Source organism: Bacillus sp. 37MA (genome assembly GCF_000372765.1).
Taxonomy (GTDB): domain Bacteria; phylum Bacillota; class Bacilli; order Bacillales; family Domibacillaceae; genus Domibacillus; species Domibacillus aminovorans.
The window spans coordinates 3,711,440-3,731,021 of record NZ_KB889752.1; the positions used below are offsets into that span (position 1 = coordinate 3,711,440).

The 19,582-nt window shown below is 43.1% G+C and carries 16 protein-coding genes and 1 riboswitch; of the genes, 6 read left to right on the forward strand and 10 right to left on the reverse strand.

Annotated elements, in window-relative coordinates; genetic code table 11:
- Positions 1-4: 4 nt before the first annotated feature.
- Positions 5-1,156 carry a tetracycline resistance MFS efflux pump gene (locus tag A3M5_RS0120445; protein WP_018395635.1) on the reverse strand — a complete coding sequence of 384 codons (1,152 nt, stop codon included), beginning with the start codon at positions 1,154-1,156 and terminating at the stop codon, positions 5-7.
- 162 nt (positions 1,157-1,318) lie between these two features.
- Between A3M5_RS0120445 and A3M5_RS0120450 the strand changes: the two genes are divergently transcribed.
- Positions 1,319-1,522, forward strand: coding sequence for a hypothetical protein (locus A3M5_RS0120450; RefSeq protein WP_018395636.1), 204 nt, complete (start codon positions 1,319-1,321; stop codon positions 1,520-1,522).
- Positions 1,523-1,706: 184 nt separating this feature from the next.
- On the opposite strand, the gene A3M5_RS0120455 is transcribed toward A3M5_RS0120450, so the two are convergent.
- The gene (locus A3M5_RS0120455; RefSeq protein ID WP_018395637.1) at positions 1,707-1,907 is read right to left on the reverse strand and encodes a cold-shock protein; all 201 of its coding nucleotides are present in this window, start codon (positions 1,905-1,907) and stop codon (positions 1,707-1,709) included.
- A 257-nt stretch (positions 1,908-2,164) separates the two neighbouring features.
- On the opposite strand from A3M5_RS0120455, the gene A3M5_RS0120460 reads away from it, so the two are divergent.
- Both A3M5_RS0120460 and A3M5_RS0120465 read left to right on the forward strand, forming a co-directional pair.
- Positions 2,165-2,734, forward strand: a complete 570-nt coding sequence (locus A3M5_RS0120460; RefSeq protein ID WP_018395638.1) for a TetR/AcrR family transcriptional regulator — start codon at positions 2,165-2,167, stop codon at positions 2,732-2,734.
- 89 nt (positions 2,735-2,823) lie between these two features.
- Complete coding sequence (locus A3M5_RS0120465; RefSeq protein ID WP_018395639.1) at positions 2,824-4,896, forward strand: MMPL family transporter; 2,073 nt, start codon at positions 2,824-2,826, stop codon at positions 4,894-4,896.
- 92 nt (positions 4,897-4,988) lie between these two features.
- Here the strand turns inward: A3M5_RS0120465 and metH are convergent, their stop codons facing one another.
- The 5 genes from metH to A3M5_RS0120490 all read right to left on the reverse strand — a co-directional run bounded on the left by metH (position 4,989) and on the right by A3M5_RS0120490 (position 12,473).
- On the reverse strand, positions 4,989-8,429 hold the full coding sequence (metH, locus tag A3M5_RS0120470) for a methionine synthase (RefSeq protein ID WP_018395640.1): 3,441 nt from the start codon (positions 8,427-8,429) through the stop codon (positions 4,989-4,991).
- Positions 8,410-10,269: a bifunctional homocysteine S-methyltransferase/methylenetetrahydrofolate reductase gene (locus A3M5_RS0120475; protein WP_018395641.1), complete on the reverse strand. Its 1,860-nt coding sequence runs from the start codon at positions 10,267-10,269 to the stop codon at positions 8,410-8,412. Before A3M5_RS0120475 ends, metH begins: the two co-directional genes overlap by 20 nt.
- An 86-nt stretch (positions 10,270-10,355) precedes the next feature.
- Positions 10,356-10,467, reverse strand: a riboswitch (SAM riboswitch).
- Between the two features lie 70 nt (positions 10,468-10,537).
- A complete protein-coding gene (locus A3M5_RS0120480) occupies positions 10,538-11,245 on the reverse strand; it encodes a hypothetical protein (RefSeq protein WP_018395642.1) in 708 nt (235 codons plus the stop codon).
- Complete coding sequence (locus A3M5_RS0120485) at positions 11,242-12,105, reverse strand: ATP-binding cassette domain-containing protein (protein WP_018395643.1); 864 nt, start codon at positions 12,103-12,105, stop codon at positions 11,242-11,244. The genes A3M5_RS0120480 and A3M5_RS0120485 overlap by 4 nt, the downstream gene beginning before the upstream one ends.
- Entirely contained in the window at positions 12,102-12,473 is a 372-nt protein-coding gene (locus A3M5_RS0120490) for a GntR family transcriptional regulator (RefSeq protein ID WP_018395644.1), read from the reverse strand. The genes A3M5_RS0120485 and A3M5_RS0120490 overlap by 4 nt, the downstream gene beginning before the upstream one ends.
- 167 nt (positions 12,474-12,640) lie before the next feature.
- Between A3M5_RS0120490 and A3M5_RS0120495 the strand changes: the two genes are divergently transcribed.
- Positions 12,641-13,528, forward strand: a complete 888-nt coding sequence (locus tag A3M5_RS0120495) for an EamA family transporter (protein WP_018395645.1) — start codon at positions 12,641-12,643, stop codon at positions 13,526-13,528.
- 53 nt (positions 13,529-13,581) lie between these two features.
- Here the strand turns inward: A3M5_RS0120495 and mreBH are convergent, their stop codons facing one another.
- On the reverse strand, positions 13,582-14,589 hold the full coding sequence (mreBH, locus tag A3M5_RS0120500) for a rod-share determining protein MreBH (protein ID WP_018395646.1): 1,008 nt from the start codon (positions 14,587-14,589) through the stop codon (positions 13,582-13,584).
- A gap of 317 nt (positions 14,590-14,906) precedes the next feature.
- On the opposite strand from mreBH, the gene argF reads away from it, so the two are divergent.
- On the forward strand, positions 14,907-15,860 hold the full coding sequence (gene argF / locus A3M5_RS0120505; RefSeq protein WP_018395647.1) for an ornithine carbamoyltransferase: 954 nt from the start codon (positions 14,907-14,909) through the stop codon (positions 15,858-15,860).
- Positions 15,861-15,994: 134 nt separating this feature from the next.
- Here argF and A3M5_RS0120510 read toward each other — a convergent pair whose 3' ends face one another.
- Positions 15,995-16,999, reverse strand: coding sequence for a YeiH family protein (locus tag A3M5_RS0120510; RefSeq protein WP_018395648.1), 1,005 nt, complete (start codon positions 16,997-16,999; stop codon positions 15,995-15,997).
- A 109-nt stretch (positions 17,000-17,108) separates the two neighbouring features.
- Between A3M5_RS0120510 and A3M5_RS0120515 the strand changes: the two genes are divergently transcribed.
- Entirely contained in the window at positions 17,109-17,969 is an 861-nt protein-coding gene (locus tag A3M5_RS0120515; RefSeq protein WP_018395649.1) for a LysR substrate-binding domain-containing protein, read from the forward strand.
- Positions 17,970-18,088: 119 nt separating this feature from the next.
- Here A3M5_RS0120515 and A3M5_RS0120520 read toward each other — a convergent pair whose 3' ends face one another.
- Positions 18,089-19,567: a glutamate synthase subunit beta gene (locus A3M5_RS0120520; protein WP_018395650.1), complete on the reverse strand. Its 1,479-nt coding sequence runs from the start codon at positions 19,565-19,567 to the stop codon at positions 18,089-18,091.
- Between the last annotated feature and the right edge of the window lie 15 nt (positions 19,568-19,582).

The following is a 19,582-nucleotide window of genomic DNA, read 5'->3' on the forward strand; positions in this document are numbered from 1 at the left end:
ACCCCTATTTTGCTTGTATCATATAGAAACGGTACATGCCAAAAGCGGCGATGGATAAGAGGATGCCGAGTATATAAGGCAAGCCGATGGCGAGTGAGAAGAGCCAGCCGCCTAAAGGAGGCCCGATAATTCTTCCGAGTGAATCGAAAGAAGAGAGCATCCCGGTTGCACTGCCGTGTCCATTAGTTGAAACTTTTGTAATTAACGCTGATACGCTTGGGCGGATGAAGCCGTTTCCGATGCCAAAGATAGTTAGGAAAATAGCGGCAGTCGCAAAGCTATTGACGAATAAAATAAGTCCGAATCCAATAGCTGAAATAAGGATGCCGAGTTGAATCGTAAGCCCTTCGCCATACTTCTTCGTCAGCCTGCCGACTAAACCACCTTGCACGATTGCACCAGCAAGGCCCATAATCATGAAAATGTAGCCGAGTTCAACGATCCCTATCTCCGCTTTTTGTGCTGCGTAATACGCAAACGTCGCTTCTAAGCCGGCCAGAGAGAGAGAAACAAATAATTGAAGGAAAAAAAGAATCGAAATGGGTCCGCTAAATGCTTGCATTAGCGATGTTTTTTTCGTACTTTGCTGTCCTCTTTTTTCAATAGGCAGTGATTCCTTTAAGAAAAACAAAACGATTAAAAATGTTAAAATGGAGGATGCACCCGCAAGATAAAAAGGAACAGATAAACTTGATTTTGAAAAAATACCGCCGATCGCCGGTCCGAAAATAAACCCGAGCCCGATTGCTGCACCGATGACGCCCATTCCTTTTCCGCGGTCTTCTGGCGTCGTGATGTCCGCCACATACGCCATAACGGCTGGCATATTTGCAGAAGATAAAAAGCCCCCGATTATTCTTGCTGCAAACAGCATCCAAAGTGCAGAAGAAACCGCCATTAAGAAAAATGAAATGGCAAGTCCAAAAATACCGATCAGAATAAGCGATTTTCGCCCGATTCGATCGGATAGACGTCCCCACATAGGTGCAAATAAAAGCTGCATGACGGAGTATGCTGCCATGAGAAGGCCAAGCTGTGCAGGAGAAGCACCGATATTCTCAGCGTAAAATGGCAAAACGGGAATGATAATGCCAAAGCCGACCATGACGAGAAACATGACGGCAAATAAAATAGACAATGATTTCTTCGTTTCCAACGTGATATTCACTCCAATACCGGAAAAGGTTATATACTAATAAAAGTGTACCATACTAGAGTCGTATAGATGCAAGGGTGATGAATCATGATTTGTATATGGAAACAGTCGATAATCATTGTTATACTGTATTCATCAAAAATATGCCTAGGAGGATTTAATATGACTGAATCGAATCAAACGAACCAAACGGAAACACCGAAGAAGAAAATGACGCTGCAAGAAGCGATGAAGCAAAAGCTTGAAGAGAAAAAAGCGCAGGCAGCAGGTGGCAAGCAATTAGGACACGCAGCACAAACAACGAAAAAAATGAAAAGTCAGCAAACAAAAAAGGTAAGTAATTCACGTAGAAAAATGGGTGTATAAGGAACAGGGGAAATGAGAAAAATTAGGAATTATGAAGTGGATATGCTATACTGATTATACCATTATCTATACTTGCTTTCATGTTACCCCCCTATTCAATTATTGAGTAGGGGGGTTCTTATTATTATCAAAGAAATAAAAAAAGACTCTCATGTGAGAGTCTGTAAATATATGTTAGTTTAAATTATGCTTTTTGTACGTTAGTTGCTTGTGGTCCACGTTGGCCATCTTCAACTTCGAAAGTCACTGCTTGACCTTCGTCTAATGATTTGTAGCCTTCACCTTGAATAGCAGAGAAATGAACGAATACGTCGTCTCCTGCTTCGCGTTCGATGAAACCAAAACCTTTTTCTGCATTAAACCATTTTACTTTACCTTGTTCCATGTGTATTTCCTCCTCGTGCGCCATGCACATATCGTGTTACTATCCTTGCTCAAATCATCCAAACGGAAAGTTATCGTAACGAACAAAAATAATTCTTTTTTAGAATAACAGAAATTGTCATGTATTGCAAGAGCAGGCAAAATAAAAGTTTTGAAAAAGAAGGATGGATAATCAAAATGTCTATACTGACTATATGAAATGGTGATTGCCGCTCGTGATACACTAAAATAATAATAATGTGAAAAGGAGAGCTCGTGATGGGAAGAAAAAGAGCCTTTACAGAAGAAGAGCTGCTTGATAAGGCGGAAATGCTCATTATTCAACACGGTTATAGCGGCTTCCATTTAAAGCTGTTAGCCAGTCATTTGCCGGGCGCGCGCAGTACAATTTATCAATATTATGCGAATAAAGAAGAAATAGCCGCAGCCTGTATGAAGAGGGCAATGGTGCGGGCACTTATAAAGGCGGGATACGTAGATGAAACGGATCCAATTGAAGCACTGAAGCAGCTGCTTCGCGTATACATGGAAGAGGCTGATCTTCATTATTTTCTCGGGGATGCGCGTAAAATTGATGTATCACAGTCAAAAAAAGCGGAGCAAAATGTCGGGGAAGTGCTGGCGATGCTCAAGCATTTGCGCGGACAGCTTGATTTATTGTTCGATCGAGCGCAGAAACAGGGTACAATTCGATCAGATTTGCCTATTTCGGTAATGGCGGGACTGTTTTTTCAGCTTATTAACACGCCAAATACATTGCAGCTGCCGCCTCATGAGTGGGCGGACTATTTATTTACATTATGGTATGAGGGAAGCGGAGCATATTGATGCTCCTTTTTTTACAATTTTAATTTGACACAAGTGTCTAAAATGAATTTAAATGGAGATAGATCTTATTTTTTAGGGGGGAGACTATAATGAAAAAAACATTCTGGCCATTAACAGATTGGGTCGCAACGAAAAAAGGGACATGGATTGTTTTAGCGTTCTGGCTTATCGCTATTGTGCTGCTAAGCATATTGGCTCCGAGTGCGAATGATTACAAGTCCAATTCATTCGATTCTTTGCCGAAAGATGCAGCATCGATTGAAGCGGCAAAAAAAGTAGAAGAGTATTTCCCTGATGACGGTGGAGTTCCTGCGATTATTGTCTTTAATAGTGAAGAAGGGAAGGTAGAGGCGGAAGGCATTTCAAAGGCACTCACTGCGATTGAAAAAGAAGTGGATGGACTAACAAGTACGGTGCCATTTGCCCAGCTCCCGCCGCCTACACAGGCTGAATTTTTATCAGAAGATGGTTCTGCGGCAGCTATCCCTTTTGTTTTTCAAGAAGGATTCGACAGCAGTGATTTTGAACCGCGTATTGATGCGATGACATCGATTGCGATTCAAGAATCCGGTCAAGAGGTGTATATTACAGGACCTGCAGGTATTGCGACGGATACAACTGCTTTATTTTCACGTGCGGATGTTGTGCTAATATTATCAACGGTCGGTCTTATTCTAATCCTCTTGATCATCATTTATCGTTCCCCGCTATTAGCTGTTATTCCCCTTTTAGCCTCTGGTTTTGTGTATGCGGTGACAGATCGGATTCTTGGGCTTTACGGAGCAGCTGGACTTGAAATGAGTAGCCAGTCTTTATCAATTATGACTATTTTATTATTTGCGGCAGTAACAGATTATTCATTGTTTGTGCTAGCTCGTTTTAGAGAAGAGCTGAAGCATCACGAAAGCAAGTATGACGCGATGAAGTATGCAATGCGTGAAACAGGAGAGCCTGTTTTTTTCTCAGGTGGAACTGTACTTGCAGCTATGCTTATGCTCTTTTTCGCGGCCATCCGTGATTATCAAAGTTTCGCGCCGTTATTTGCGACCGCAATGGGTGTCATTATGATTGCATCTATTACACTTGTGCCAGCCTTATTTACATTGTTTGGCCGAGGATCATTCTGGCCGAAAGTACCGAAAGTTGGAGTGGAAACGGAGAAGGAAAACGGTCTTTGGCACCGTATTGCCCGTTTTGTAACGAATAAGCCGGCATTGTCAGGCGGTATTGTCCTATTGTTTTTAATGATCTCATCGTTAAATGTATTCAACGTAAAATATGAATTTGATACGCTAAAATCATTTCCTGATGATATGCCGTCCCTTATTGGATATAACATAATTGACGAGAAATTTTCAGTGGGGGATTTGTCACCGACGACTGTTATTGTCGAAGGAACGGGTAATGCAGATGTCGTCACGGATGTTTTAACACAGCAGGACGGCGTGCAATCAGCGAAGCTTGTGGCGTCTACTGGGGCCGGAGATGCGCATGAGATAACCATTGCGTTTGAAACGAATCCGTACGATGCAGCATCCCTCGATACGCTAGCCGATTTACGTGCGAATGAAGCGGAGATATTGGAAGTAGCTGGTGGAGAGGGAGATTTATATTTCGCTGGTGAAACGGCAGAAAAACTGGATGATCGCGAATTGAACAACCGTGATTTACTAGTGATCGTATCAATTGAAATTGTGCTGTTGTTCGTGATGCTTATTGTGCTCACACGCTCATGGAAAATGCCGCTTTATATGGTCGGGACGATTGTGCTGTCGTTTTTATCAGCACTAGGTCTCGGATTGTTTTTAGTGGATCTTCTATTCGGTATCGGGGCAATTAGCACTCGTGTTCCACTTTATTCATTCGTATTTTTAGTGGCGCTTGGGGTTGACTACAATATCATTCTTGTTTCACGTTACATGGAAGAACGCGAGAAACATCCATTGAAGAAAGCAGTTGAAATTGCGGTGGCGAAAACAGGCGGTGTTATTTCATCCGCGGGTATTATTTTAGCCGCGACATTCGCTGTGTTAATGACGCAGCCGATTGAAATATTATTTGTTTTCGGATTTATTGTCGCAGTAGGGATATTGCTTGATACCTTTTTTGTGCGAGGACTCTTACTGCCGGCATTCATTTTGTTTTTTGAAAGGAAAAAGTAACAGATGATGGCGGGAATTGGCTGAAGTTTCTCCGGTGTTCTGCTTTTAAGATAAGAATCCCGCCGTGAGTGCTCACGGCGGGATTCTTTTTATTATACGTTGAAATAGCGTGCATCCGGGTGCGCGAAGACAATCGCTGATACCGATGCTTCTGGTTCCATCATGTAGCCTTCTGTCAAGTTGACACCGACTTCTTCTGGTTTCAACAAGCCGAACAATTTTTCTTGGTCTTCAAGGTTCGGACAGGCAGGGTAGCCAAATGAGAAACGCTGTCCCTGATACTTCGCCGCGAAACGATCTCGCATTGTGAAATCGATTGGATCAGGGAAGCCCCATTGGTCACGCATTTCCTGATGAATACGCTCTGCAAAACCTTCAGCCAGTTCCAGTGCGGTTGACTGGAGCGCATGGCTATCGAGGAATTTACCTTCATCGCGAAGCTTCATTGCTGCATTACGAACACCGAAGCCAGCAGTTACAACGAAGAATCCGACGTAATCCATTTCGCCGCTTTCAACAGGTTTTAAATAATCAGCGAGACAGAGAAATGGTTCTTTCATTTGACGCGGGAATGTAAATCGCTCAATTTCCGTTTTCGAATCGGCTGGATCGTAAATGATAACATCATCCCCTTGGGACTGAGCAGGGAAGAATTGATAGACAGCAGCCGTTTTCAACCCGCCGTCATTTAAGAAGCCTGTTACCGTTTCGTGAAGCTGGATCGCTTTTTCATTTTGCTCAGCTAACAAATTTTTCACATTCCCTTTCATGCCGAGATGATGGCCGATCAATGTCTGCATATTCACATATGGCTTTAAATGGGCGATAGAGTAATCCGGCAAAACACGGCGGCGTGTATCACGCGGCACGAGAACAGGAGCATCTTCACGAACCGTTTTGACCGGTTTCGGTGCCACAGCGACAGCCTGCTCTTTCCGCTCATCACGGTACGCTTCAATTTCTTTCCGTTTTTCTTTTTTAACTTCCAGATCCTGAAGAAGTACCACTTTTTGTTCATCATTTTGCAGACGATTTGCAATGTCAAGACCATCCATCGCATCTTTTGCATAAAGAACGGGACCTTCATATTGAGGGGAAATTTTCGTTTCTGTGAATCGCCGTGACAATGCAGCGCCGCCAACGAGAATAGGCACGTTAATATCAGCATCTTTAAAATCTTGTGCAGTGATGACCATTTGCTGGGCTGATTTAACGAGCAATCCAGACAATCCGACCATATCTGGTTTTTCTTTCCTGATGACTTCAATTAATTTTGCCGGTGTTACTTTAATGCCGACATCAATGACTTTGAAACCGTTGTTGCTCAAAATAATATCAACCAAGTTTTTCCCGATATCATGCACGTCGCCTTTGACAGTAGCGAGAATCACTTTTCCTTTACCGGAATCGTCTTCTTTTTTCTCCATAAACTGCTCAAGGTAAGAAACTGACGCTTTCATCACTTCGGCGCTCTGCAGCACTTCAGCAACGATTAGCTGGTTGTCATTGAACAGCCGGCCAACTTCAGCCATCCCTTTCATGAGCGGCCCATTAATAATATCGAGTGGTTCGTCATATAGATCACGTGCTGCTTCAAGATCGGGAAGAAGGCCTTCTTTCGTTCCTTCGACAACATAGTAGCTTAAGCGCTCCGGCACCGTTTTTGGAAGATCCGCTTCTTTTACTTCTTTTTTCCTACCACGGTAAAAGTTAGTAAAGTCAGCGAGCGTGTCATCCGTCGTTGTAAACAACAAGTCGTTCGCCATTTTGATTTCTGCTTCTGGAATTGATGCGTAACGCTCCAATTTTTCCGTGTTGACGATTGCATAGTCAAGTCCAGCCTGCGTACAGTGGTACAAATACACAGCATTCAATACTTCACGGCCGACAGGAGGAAGGCCGAATGAGACGTTACTGACTCCGAGAACGGTTAAACAATTCGGCAGTTTTTCTTTAATAAGGCGAATGCCTTCAATCGTTTCAACAGCAGAACCGATATATTGCTCATCACCAGTGCCGACAGGGAAGACGAGCGGATCGAAAATGATATCTTCCGGTGCAAGTCCCCATTTATGAACGAGCAAGTCATGTGAACGAATAGCAATTTCAAGTTTCCTTTCGCGCGTAACCGCCATCCCAACTTCATCGATTGTGCCGACAACAACGGCTGCCCCGTACTGTTTTACAAGCGGCATAACAGCATCGAACCGTTCTTCACCATCTTCTAAGTTAATGGAGTTAATAATGGCTTTCCCCTGCGAAAACTTTAAGGATTCTTCAATGACTTTCTCGTCCGTTGAGTCAATGACAAGCGGTACTTTTACCTTTTTGACGACTTCTTTCATAAAATTAGTCATATCTTCTAGTTCTTCACGGTCCGGGTTTGCGAGACAAATATCAATAACGTGTGCGCCGCCTTTTACTTGTGCGCGGGCAATTTCAGCTGCTTCTTCAAATTTGCCTTCCACAATCAACCGTTTAAATTTACGTGAACCGATCACATTCGTACGTTCACCGATGAAAAGAGGACGCATGGAATCATCATATAAAAGCGGCTCAATACCGGAAACGGCGTGGCCATGAGGATTCTCAGGAGTTGTACGCGGCGCTTTATCTTTTACTACTTCGCGCATGACACGAATATGTTCCGGTGTCGTGCCGCAGCAGCCGCCCACAATATTTAACCAGCCTTTATCGGCAAATGCTCCGAGCTTTTTGGATAACGATTCAGGTGATTCGTGATAATTACCTTCTTCATCCGGAAGACCGGCATTCGGGTAACAACTTACATAGCTTGTTGCCAGATCAGAGAGAGAACGGATGTGGTCGGTCATAAACTCTGGACCTGTCGCACAGTTCAATCCAACTGACAAAGGTTTAATATGTTCAATTGAAATGTAGAACGCTTCAATATTTTGTCCGGCAAGTGTTGTGCCCATCGGCTCAATTGTGCCAGAAATCATGACTGGCAATTCTTTTCCGGCTGCGTCAAACGCCCGTCTAATCCCAAGAGTGCCTGCTTTTACATTCAGCATATCTTGACTTGTTTCCATTAAAATCAGGTCAGAACCGCCTTCAATAAGTGCTTTCGCCTGTAATTCAAAGTTATCGACGAGTTCGTCAAATGTAATGCCTCCTGTAACGGACAACGTCTTCGTCGTTGGTCCAATGGCACCGGCAACGAATCGCGGCCATTCTGGTGTCGAAAATTCATCGACGACCTTGCGGGCAATTTCAACAGCACGTAAGTTAATTTCATACGCTTTATCGCCAAGATCGTATTCATTTAGTACGACAGGCGTTCCGCCAAATGTATTTGTTGCAATAATATCTGCACCCGCTTCTAAGTATTCACGGTGAATACGTTCAAGCACTTCCGGTTTTGTTAAATTCAAGTTCTCGTTACAGCCATCGTATTCTTCCCCACCGAAATCTTCCGGCGTTAAATTGGCGTTTTGCAGCATTGTTCCCATTGCTCCATCAATCAGGAGTATTCTCTTTTGAAGTTCTTTCTCAATTTGATGAGTCTGCATGAACAATCCCTCTCTCTTTTAGTGCATCCAGTTCATTTATATAATGAATTAATTCCATAGACATATCATAACGTAAAAACGGCGTAATAATGTATATTCCGTTAAAAATTTGTGTTGCTGTATCAAGCAGTTCTTTCGCAATCTGTATACCTTCTTTGGCAGCACGCTCTTGATCATCACCGCATGCACGCATTCTCTCAAGTGTCTCATCTGATAATTTAATACCGGGCACTTCATGGTGCAGAAATTCCGCATTGCGCATACTTGTTAATGGCATAATTCCGATGAATATAGGTGTTGATAAATGTTTTGTGGCTTCATATACGTCAACAATTTTTTCTTTCGTAAATACAGGCTGTGTAATAAAATAATCCGCACCGCATTCAATTTTTTTCTCCAATCTTGTCACGGCTCTTTCAAGAACACGGACGTTTGGATTGAACGCCGCCGCAACGGAAAAATTAGCTTTCTTTTTGAGCGGTTTACCAGAAAATGAAATCCCATCATTCAACTGTTTAATAAGCTGAATGAGTTCAGGGCTTGATACGTCATAGACATCTGTCGCACCTGGGAAGTCGCCTATTTTTGTTGGATCCCCCGTAATCGCAAGCACGTCATGAAGACCGAGCGCGTCAAGCCCCATTAAATGAGACTGCAGACCGATTAAATTGTGGTCACGGCACGTAATATGGACAAGTGAGCGGACATCATGTTGTAATTTTAATGTTGCACCCATCGCCATATTGCTGATCCGTGGAGAAGCAAGCGAGTTGTCTGCCATTGTGACGGCATCAACACCTGCGTCATACAATTTATTCGCACCTTCAATGAATTTTTCTGTGAGCAATGTTTTTGGTGTATCAAGTTCAACGATCACAGTTCGCTCCGTTTTCGCTTTTTCACAAATCGATACATCTGTGCTAGGCTTTGCTTCTTGAATGACAATCGGTTTTTTCGTTTTTACCTTTTTCTCCGTTAAAGGAGGAAGACCGACCAGCCGTTTTTTGGCTGCTTCTATATGTTTCGGCGTCGTACCGCAGCATCCGCCAATTAACCGGACGCCTTCGTTTCTTAAAAGGACGGCAGCACGGCCAAAATAATCCGCTTCTGATTCATAAACGATCCGGCCGTCTTCCACATCAAGAAGACTTGCATTGGGAGACGCGGATAGGAATGCTTTTTCAGGCAGTGTTACGCCTTCAAACGCTTGAATCGTATGGAAAGGGCCGAGACGACAGTTAACGCCAACAACATCAGCGCCAATTCCTTCAAGACGGTGCAATGCCTCATTTAAGGATAATCCATTTTGCAAAACACCAGGCTCATGCATGGAAACTTGAGCAATAATTGGAACATCACTCATTTCGCGTAAAACCTTTACAGATTCAGACAATTCTTCAAAATCGTAATATGTTTCAAATAAAATACCATCAGGGTCACCAGAGAGAAGACTTTCTGCTTGTTCACGGACCGAGGCGATAATTTCTGCATTTGTTGCGGTGCTTTTGCGGATCCCGCGAATACCTCCGATTGTACCGAGAACGAACTGTCCACCTGGTGCAGCAGCCTTTTTGGCAATCTCGATCGCCGCTGCATTCAATTCACGTGATCGGTTTTCAATGCCATAACGGGCAAGCTTAATCGCATTGGCCCCATACGTATTCGTTTGAATAACATCAGCACCTGCTGCAATGTAGTCTTTATGAATTTTTTCAATGATTTCGGGCTTTTCTGTATTTAATTCTTCATAGCAAAAGTCAATGCCATGTGAATATAAAAGCGTGCCCATCGCTCCATCAGCGGTAAGCACGTCTGTTTTGAGCCTGTCAAGTAATGTCATATTGTAAACGTCCTCTCTATATTTGAACTGAAAAAAGCCTTCCTAAATGCAAGAAGGCTTTTCAACATGTATGTGTTGTCCGTTCCTTCTCATCTTCCAGACTTAAATTTAGTAGTCTGCTGGATTTAGCACCTGACCTGTCTCGGCTGGTTGCTGAAGCGTCCGTGGGCCAGTACCCTCAGCTTCTCTTGATAAGAATAGGCTATTAAATTATATGAATAATTAAAATTATCATATCGTGTCGTATCGGTTCAGTCAAGAACAATTTTCACTGTATAGACGGGTGAATCGACGTTTTTCGAATGATCAGCCAAGTAATAAAAAAACAAATAACGCCAAGGAAAAACAAGATAACAAAATCCATCAAGATGGCATTGCTAGAATCACTGAAAAGAAATGATCCGATTTTTGTTTGAATAGAAGCGTTCATCAATATCAGACCACAAAAAGCTAAAAACGAAAGACCAATCGTTTTGCCGAATCGAAAGAAGATTGCTCCGATTAAAAATGCTGTGGCGAGACAAAAGAAAGAGAGTAACATGTCAACAACCGTTGCGGTCAAAAAAGAAGGGGATGTTGACAGTAAATCTGATAATCTGAAAAAGTGAACGGTTTTCAAATTCAAAAGGTCTTTTGTCACCAGGATGGCCAATTCCACTAAAATCGTGTGAATAACTGCCATTATAATCGAAGTAACGAGAAACGAAAGCCCGATACCGGCTAAAAACTGATTGCGGGTGGCGCCGCGTTGTATACAGTACGACATGCTGTCTTTTACGGCAATAAATCCGGTAATCGTCAAATAAGCGAATAACGCAATCGATGTGCCGCCCATATACACTTCGCCGTCGGTAAACGAATAAGCAGAGATAATGGAAAGCAGCACGGTGCTGCCGAGAATGATCCAAAACACACTGGCTGCTTTTTTCGTTCCAGTCCATTCGTAGTGAATAACCGCTTTTATATTGTTCATCATTTTTTACCTCCTGTGCGAGAATCGGTTAAGTGAACCATTAGCTCTTGAATCGGAATTGAATCTGTGTCAAGACGGTACAGTTCCGCTTCATGGCGGTTCCATTCAGAACCATATACGTAAGCTGTTATGCGTCCGGCAAATTCTTTACGATGGATGGGTGCTTTTCCATTCAAGTATTCTGTCACATCTTTTTTCGTCCCGGTAATCGAAAAGCTCATCGAACGTAATGTTTCCACGTCTTGATGAAGAAGAAGGGCCCCCTTATGAATGATAAACACATCTTCAAATAATTTTGCTGCTTCATCAATGAGATGGGTAGAGAGGATGAACAGACGTGGCTGGCGTTCGTATTCTTCTATTAATAAATCATAAAAACGGCTGCGCGCGGCGGCATCGAGTCCGATGTATGGTTCATCGAAAATCGTCACTGGTGAATAGCTGGCCAGTCCAACCGTAATGCCGAGCCCCGACTCCATTCCTTTGGACAAGCTTTTTACTTTTTTGGATTTTTTTAAATGAAAGAGTTCAAGGAGTTCTTCTGCCCGCTTTTGATCCCAATTTGGATAAAAGAGGGATGCAGACTTTAATGTTTCTCTAATCGCAAAATCTTTTTTGAAATTTCCGCTTTCATTGATCAGACAGACATTGTTTGGCTGTGCGAATGGTGATGATCCATTTACAACGATTGATCCATTATCCGGAAAAATGCAGCCGGCCATCATATTAAGTGCCGTTGTTTTACCGGCTCCGTTTCGACCGAGCAGTCCAACAATTTTGGGTCCGTTCATTGTGAAAGATAGGCTGTTTAATGCTGTCTGTGATCCGAATTTTTTCCTCACGTTATCGAATTGAACGTTCATGACGAGTGTCCTCCTTTTTTAATCATCGATTCAAGTTCTTCCTGGGAAATATCCAGCTTGGTTGCTTCATTGATAAGCGGTACGATGTAGGTCTCATAAAACTGTGTTTTCCGTTTTCCGGCTACTTGCTCTTTTGCTCCGTCTGATACAAACATGCCAATCCCCCTTTTTTTAAATAAAATGCCTTCATCAACGAGCCGATTAATGCCTTTGGCGGCCGTTGCCGGATTGATTTGATAATGCGCTGCAAATTCATTCGTGGATGGAACGCGGCTACCTTCCGGAAATGTATTGTCTAAAATGCCACTTTCCAGCTCTTCAGCAATTTGAATGAAAATCGGTTTTGAATCGTCCAGTTTTGCACTCAATGGATCCCCCCCCTTATCTTGTTAATTGGTTAATTACTTATGTAACTAACTATATGAGTGATGCTCATTTTTGTCAACTGTAAAAAGGAAAATGTATTTACGGGCCAGCAAACTCAGAGGTATACTTGCCTACAGAAAAACCTGAGATAGAGGAGAGAGAAGTGGGGATGAAAAGATTCGGTTATTCCTTTTTAGTATTGTTAGGTGCCTGCAGTTATGGGGTGCATGGACCGATCATAAAAATGGCTTCAAATGCAGGTTACAGTTCCTCAGACATTGTTAGCGCGCAGTATTTAACAGGCGTGCTTTTTTTAGCTGCAGCATGGCTGTTTATGCCCAAAAGAAACATGTCAATCAAACAGTGGGGAGAATTGCTGAGTACGGGAGTTCTATTAAGTGTAACCGGCTTATTTTATGCGATTTCGATCGCAGATTTGTCTGCATCTGCTGCAGTCATTCTGCTTTTTCAATTTGTTTGGATGGGCATTGTTATTGAATCTATTCATATGCGTACGTTACCAAAAGGCAGCACAGTGATATCGGTTGTTTTGATCTGGACTGGAACACTTTTAGCTGCACGGTCTGGGTCCGGTGAGGCCATCGAATGGTTTTCTCATCCCGTTGGTGTTTTATGCGGATTATTAAGCGGATTAACCTTTGCGCTATTTATATTCCTCAGCGGTCGCTCAGGAAAAGGTGTGCCGGCTGTACAGCGGAGTCTGTTCATGTCAATTGGGGGCTTAATTGTTATTTTGATAATGAATTCCCCGTCTTTTCTGATTGATGGGACATTTACAGGCGGACTGTGGCAATATGGACTGTTGAGTGGACTTTTTGGAGCTGTTCTTCCAGTGCTGTTTTTTGCAGCGGGTACGCCACAAATTGGATCAGGAACAGCAACGATATGTGGCGCGGCAGAACTGCCGGCTGCCGTTGTTGCAGCGTGGCTGTTCGTCGGAGAACAGGCTACAACTGTTCAAACCGTAGGCATATTGATTATCTTAATAGCCATTATGCTGCCGCAATGGAAACCGAAGCGAGCGGCATACAGATAAAAAGCAGCCTGACATGTTTGATTCATAAAACATGTCAGGCTGCTTTTATTAACTTAGGATGTAACTTTTTGTAATTTTTTCAATACGTGAAGGGAGCGACCGGTACCGATTGCCACCGATTCAAGTGGATTCGGTGCAAGATGAACAGGGACGATAATTTCTTGTGAAAGCCATTCTTGAAGACCATTTAGCAAAGCACCGCCGCCGCTAAGTACGACGCCGCGGTCAACAATATCGCCGCTTAATTCAGGAGGAGACGATTCAAGTGTGACGCGGATTGTTTCTAAAATGGACAGCAACGATTCGCGAAGTGCTTTTTGAATTTCATAAGAGCTGACGGGAACTGTTTTCGGTAGTCCTGTGACGAGGTCGCGTCCGCGCACATCCATTTTCACTTCAGTATGTTTGATTGGCGCATAGCCGATCTTTATTTTGACATTTTCAGCTGTTCTTTCACCAATTAACAGATTGTATGCTTTACGAATATATTGAACGATATCCTCATCTAACTTATCACCGGCAAGACGAATTGAATTACACGAGACAACACCGCCGTATGAAATGATGGCAACTTCTGTCGTACCGCCGCCAATATCGACGATTAAGTTGGCGATCGGTTCTTCTACAGGCAGGTCAGCTCCGATTGCTGCGGCAATCGGCTCTTCAATTAAATGAACGGTTTTTGCACCGCTTGATTTAATTGCATCTTGAATAGCGCGCCGTTCAACACTTGTAGCGCCAGACGGTGTGCAGACGACGACGGTCGGCTTACGAATCGAAAAACCGGCTGCCTTGCCTGCTTTTTTCATTAATTCTTTTAACATTTCGGACGTGATGTCAAAGTCAGCAATGACACCATCTTTCATTGGACGTACGGCAGTAATTCGTCCCGGTGTTTTCCCAATCATTTCTTTTGCATCTGTGCCGACTGCAAGCACTTTTTTCGTGTTCACATCAATGGCAACAACGGATGGTTCATTTAAAATAATCCCTTTATCTTTACTGTAAACGAGCAAGTTCGCTGTTCCCAGGTCGATTCCAATTTCTACTTGACCTAACATATAATCCATTCCTCCAAACGGCGTTTTTTTGCCTGGGCTCATTATAAATAAGAAAAAGAACGGGTGTACATGGGACGAAAAGATGAACCTTGCAATGTTACAGGTATGACAAAGATAAAGGTTGTCCTTTCAACAAAAAGGGAAGCTTCTGTTACCAAAACTTAAATTTTGTCATGATCAAGATCAGACTATTGGCTTATTCGATGAAAGAAATGATTAAGCGAGAAAAAATTAATGAGAAAAGGTTGTATTTTAATTCTTTATAGTGTATAAATATAAGTATAGATAAAAGGTGACGACACGTCGGGGTGACTTTCATGATGACGATGGAACAAATCAAGGAGCAGAATATGCGGGGCAGAGATATGCTCAAGCTGCTCGACTTCAGTATTGAAGAAGTGCAGGCGCTCGTTTTGCTTGCTCATGATATGAAGAAAAAGAAAGAAAACTATACGGATGCCCTAAAAGGACAAATTTTAGGGATGATTTTCGAAAAGCATTCAACGAGAACGCGTGTTTCGTTTGAGGCAGCAATGCTTCAATTAGGCGGCCACGGCATGTTTTTAAGCTCAGATAACTTGCAAGTTGGACGTGGTGAAACGATTGAAGATACAGGAAAAGTGCTTTCTGGTTATCTTGATGGCATTATGATTCGTACACACGGACATGACCGTATTGAAATGCTCGCAGATGCTGCATCAATCCCGGTTATTAACGGACTGACAGACTTGTATCATCCGTGCCAGGCACTTGCTGACTTACTCACTGTATATGAATTTAAAGGCGGATTTAAAGGCTATAAAATGGTCTATATTGGCGATGGCAACAACGTAGCGCATTCATTGATGATTGGTGCGGTTATGATGGGAATGGACTTTACGTTATCGGCTCCGAAAGGGTACGAAGCGGATGCGGATATCATTCAAAAGTCAAAAGAAATTGCAGCGCAAACAGGTGCAGTACTTGAATTTACAGAAGATCCGGTTCTCGCTGTCAAAGGTGCTGATTTCATCTATACGGACGTCTGGACAAGTATGGGACAGGAAGAAGAGACTGCGCTGCGTTTGAAAGCATTTGGACCGTACCAAGTAAATGAAACATTGTTTGCGGAGGCGAACGAAGGATGTAAATTTATGCATTGTCTGCCAGCACATCGCGGTGAAGAAGTATCTGCAGGTGTGATGGATGGCGATTCGTCTGTTGTATTCCAGCAGGCTGAAAATCGGATGCATGCACAAAAAGCTGTTTTATATAGTTTAATGAAAAAATAAAAAACCTTGTTCAGTCGTTATTGGAGAATGACTGGACGCTATACAGTACTTAACTTCAGCCGTTATTGGAGAATGGCTGATCCTATTAAATATTCAAGCATTCAGCCGCCATAGAAGGGCGCTGAATGCTTTTTTTATATGCAAAAAAGGATAAGAATGCTTAATAAAATAGAGACGATGATTAGAGCGACAAGCGGTTTAACAGCGCGTGTTTTTATCTGGCGCAAATCAACAGACATGCCAAGTGCACACATTGCCATCCCCATTAAAAAAGTACCTCCAGATGCAATAAGGTCTGTTTTATCAGTAGATAAAAATCCTTTTTCTGTTCCAATTGTACCGAGCGCGGAAACGATTAAAAACCCAATTAAAAAATAAGGAAATGGTGCGCTTTGCTGCGTGCCGTTTTTCTTTTTGACGAAAAATAAAAGAATGAGACAAAACGGGAACAATAGCAGAACACGGCTTAATTTGGATAAAAGCGCTGCTGCCATGGCATCAGTACCGCCTGCTGCGCCAGCAAGTGCCGCGTGAGCAATTTCATGAAGTGTAAAGCCTGACCAGAGACCGTACTGTTTAGCCGTTAAACCAATGATAGGCGATATCACTGGATATAAGAGCGCGAAAATGGTGCCAAGAAATGCGATCATGCCGACAGACAATGCTGTATCTTCTTCTTTAGCAGCGATTATCGGTGCTGCTGCTGCAATAGCCGCTGCGCCGCAAATGCCCGTACCGGCTCCGAGTAACAGAGCAAGTTTCGGTTCAATGTTCAGCCAGCGTCCGGTAATGACCATGGCTACTGACGCAAATACAACAGATAAAGCCGCTTGAAATAGCAAAGGGAGTCCCTCGGAGGCAACGACGACAACATTTAATCGGATGCCATATAAAATAATAGCAAATCGTAAAATCGTTTTCCCGGTAAATGTGATGCCTGCACGCCATTGTTCTGGATACCCGATTGCATTCCGATACAATACTGCAAGTAAGATCGAAAGTGCTAGTGGGCTTGCATATCCGATGACTGGTATATTCGCTGCGGCGAAAGATATACCGGTGATCAGGGTCGTGAACGCAATTCCATTCACAAGTTCTTTTTGTTTCGGTATCTGTATAGATAATACAGCTTCTTTCATTATAACTCGCCCCTTTTCTCTTCATTTCATGTTAAAATAAAAAAGATAGAAAAGATAATTAATGATAATTATTTAATTGATAAGTAATCACTTATGATGGTGGGCGAAAATGGAGCAAAAACTAAAAGTATTTTTAACTGTAGTCAAACATATGAACTTTTCACGGGCAGCGGAAGAGCTGTTTATTACGCAACCAGCAGTCAGTCAGTATGTAAAATCGCTGGAAGATGAACTAGGTATAAAGCTTATTGACCGAACGAATAAAAAGATTCGTCTGACAAAAGCAGGTAGCCTTGTTGCCTACTATGGAGGCGAGATTTCTACACTGAATGAGAAGATGAAGCAGGCAGTAGAAGATTTGGCTGGTGAAGTGAAAGGAAAGCTTGCAGTTGGGGCAAGTTATTCATTCGGTGAGTATATTTTGCCACATATTGTTGCTGACTTTTTAGAAAAATTTCCATCCGTTGACCCTTTTATATCCATCGGCAATACGCATGAAATTGCTGAAAAAGTCATTCGCGATGAAATTGATCTTGGTGTCGTTGAAGGAACCATTTCGTCTAGTAAGTTAGTCGCTGAAAAAATTGCCACTGATCGTATGTTTGTTATTAAAGGAAAAAAAGAACATGTTGAAAAGCGTGTCCATCTAAATGAAGAAACATGGATTGTACGTGAGCAAGGATCGGGTACGCGAGAAGCATTTGAATGGTTTGCGGAGAAAAACGGCATTCAACCGGCAAAAATTTTAGAATTCGGCAGTACACAAATCATTAAAGAAGCAGTGGAAGCTGGGCTTGGCGTCGCCCTTTTATCGGAGTGGACGATTCGCAATGAACTGGAACTCGAAAAATTGAAAATCGTCGGCGGGGGCAGCCTTTATTATGAGCGGAATTTTTATGCGATTATCCGGGATGCACCGTTTATGACAAAAACAGCTGAAACATTTTTGCACTTTTTACGAAGAGATTAGCATATTGCTGGTCTTTTTTATGGAATGGTCAGAAAGTAGGCGAAATGGTCGGAAAGTACAGGTGACTAAACTAAAAATACCCCGCTCAAAAATAAGGAAGCGGGGGCAGCCCATTTAAATCAAGGTAGTTTTGTTTCACCCATTAAGAAACGATCTGTTTCACGTGCTGCTTCGCGTCCTTCGTGGATCGCCCATACAACGAGACTTTGTCCACGGCGCATATCGCCGGCAGCAAAAATGCCTTCTTCGTTCGTGTTATATTTTCCGTATTTCGCAAGTACTGTATTACGGGCTGTCGTATCGACACCAAAGTGATTCGCTAGCGGCATATCAGTTCCGCTGAAACCGATTGCGATTAGCACAAGCTCCACAGGCCATACTTGTTCGCTGCCTTGAATTTCAGTCATTGTGTAGCTGCCGTCTTCAAGGTATGTTTTTTCCATGTGGACAGTATGAAGCTCTTTTAATTTACCATGTTCATCTGCAACGAATTTCTTCGTTGAGATTAAGTATTCACGTGGATCTTCGCCGTATACAGCCGCTGCTTCTGCATACGCATAATCAAGCGTGAATGTATTCGGGTACTGTGGCCATGGGTTGTTTCCTTTACGGGCGACAGTCTGACGTTCATGTTTACCGAACTGAACGACACTTTTCGCTCCTTGACGAATCGCCGTCGCAACACAATCGGCACCTGTATCACCGCCGCCGATAACGATGACGTTTTTGCCTTCTGCAGAAATGATATTTTCATCCGTTTGATCAAGAAGCCCTTTAATGCTTTTCGTCAAATATTCCATTGCGAGGTAAATGCCGTCAGCTTCGCGCCCCTCGATTACGATGTCGCGGTGTGTCTGTGCACCAGCACATAAAATGACCGCATCATATTCTTCTTTTAACTGTTCTTTTGTAATATCTTTGCCAATCGTTGTATTCACAACAAATTCAATGCCTTCGTTTTTCAATAAATTTACGCGGCGTTCGACTGCTTCTTTTTCAAGTTTCATGGAAGGAATTCCGTACATTAAGAGACCACCGATACGGTCATCACGTTCAAAAACTGTGACAAGATGACCCGCTTTGTTTAATTGGTCTGCAGCTGCCAGTCCTGCAGGGCCTGAACCAACAACGGCAACGTGTTTTCCTGTGCGGCGTTTTGGCGGGTTTGGCACGATCCATCCTTCTTCAAACCCTTTGTCGATAATCGCTTTTTCAATCGATTTAATCGCAACAGCCGGGTCGTTGATCGCGACTGTACAAGACCCTTCACAAGGAGCCGGACAAACGCGGCCCGTGAATTCGGGGAAGTTATTTGTTTTCACGAGACGGTCAAGCGCCTCTTTCCATCGTCCGCGGTAGACAAGGTCGTTCCATTCTGGAATGAGGTTGTAAAGCGGGCAGCCAGACGGCGTTCCTCCAATCATCTGTCCTGTATGGCAGAAGGGAGTCCCGCAGTCCATGCAGCGGGCTCCTTGAATGCTTAATTCTTTTTCGGGAAGGACTGTCGTATATTCTTTCCAATCTTTGACGCGCTCGACGGGATTCCGTCCTGGAGCGGTTTTACGGTCATATTCGATAAAGCCAGTTGCTTTCCCCATTGAGTCATTCTCCTT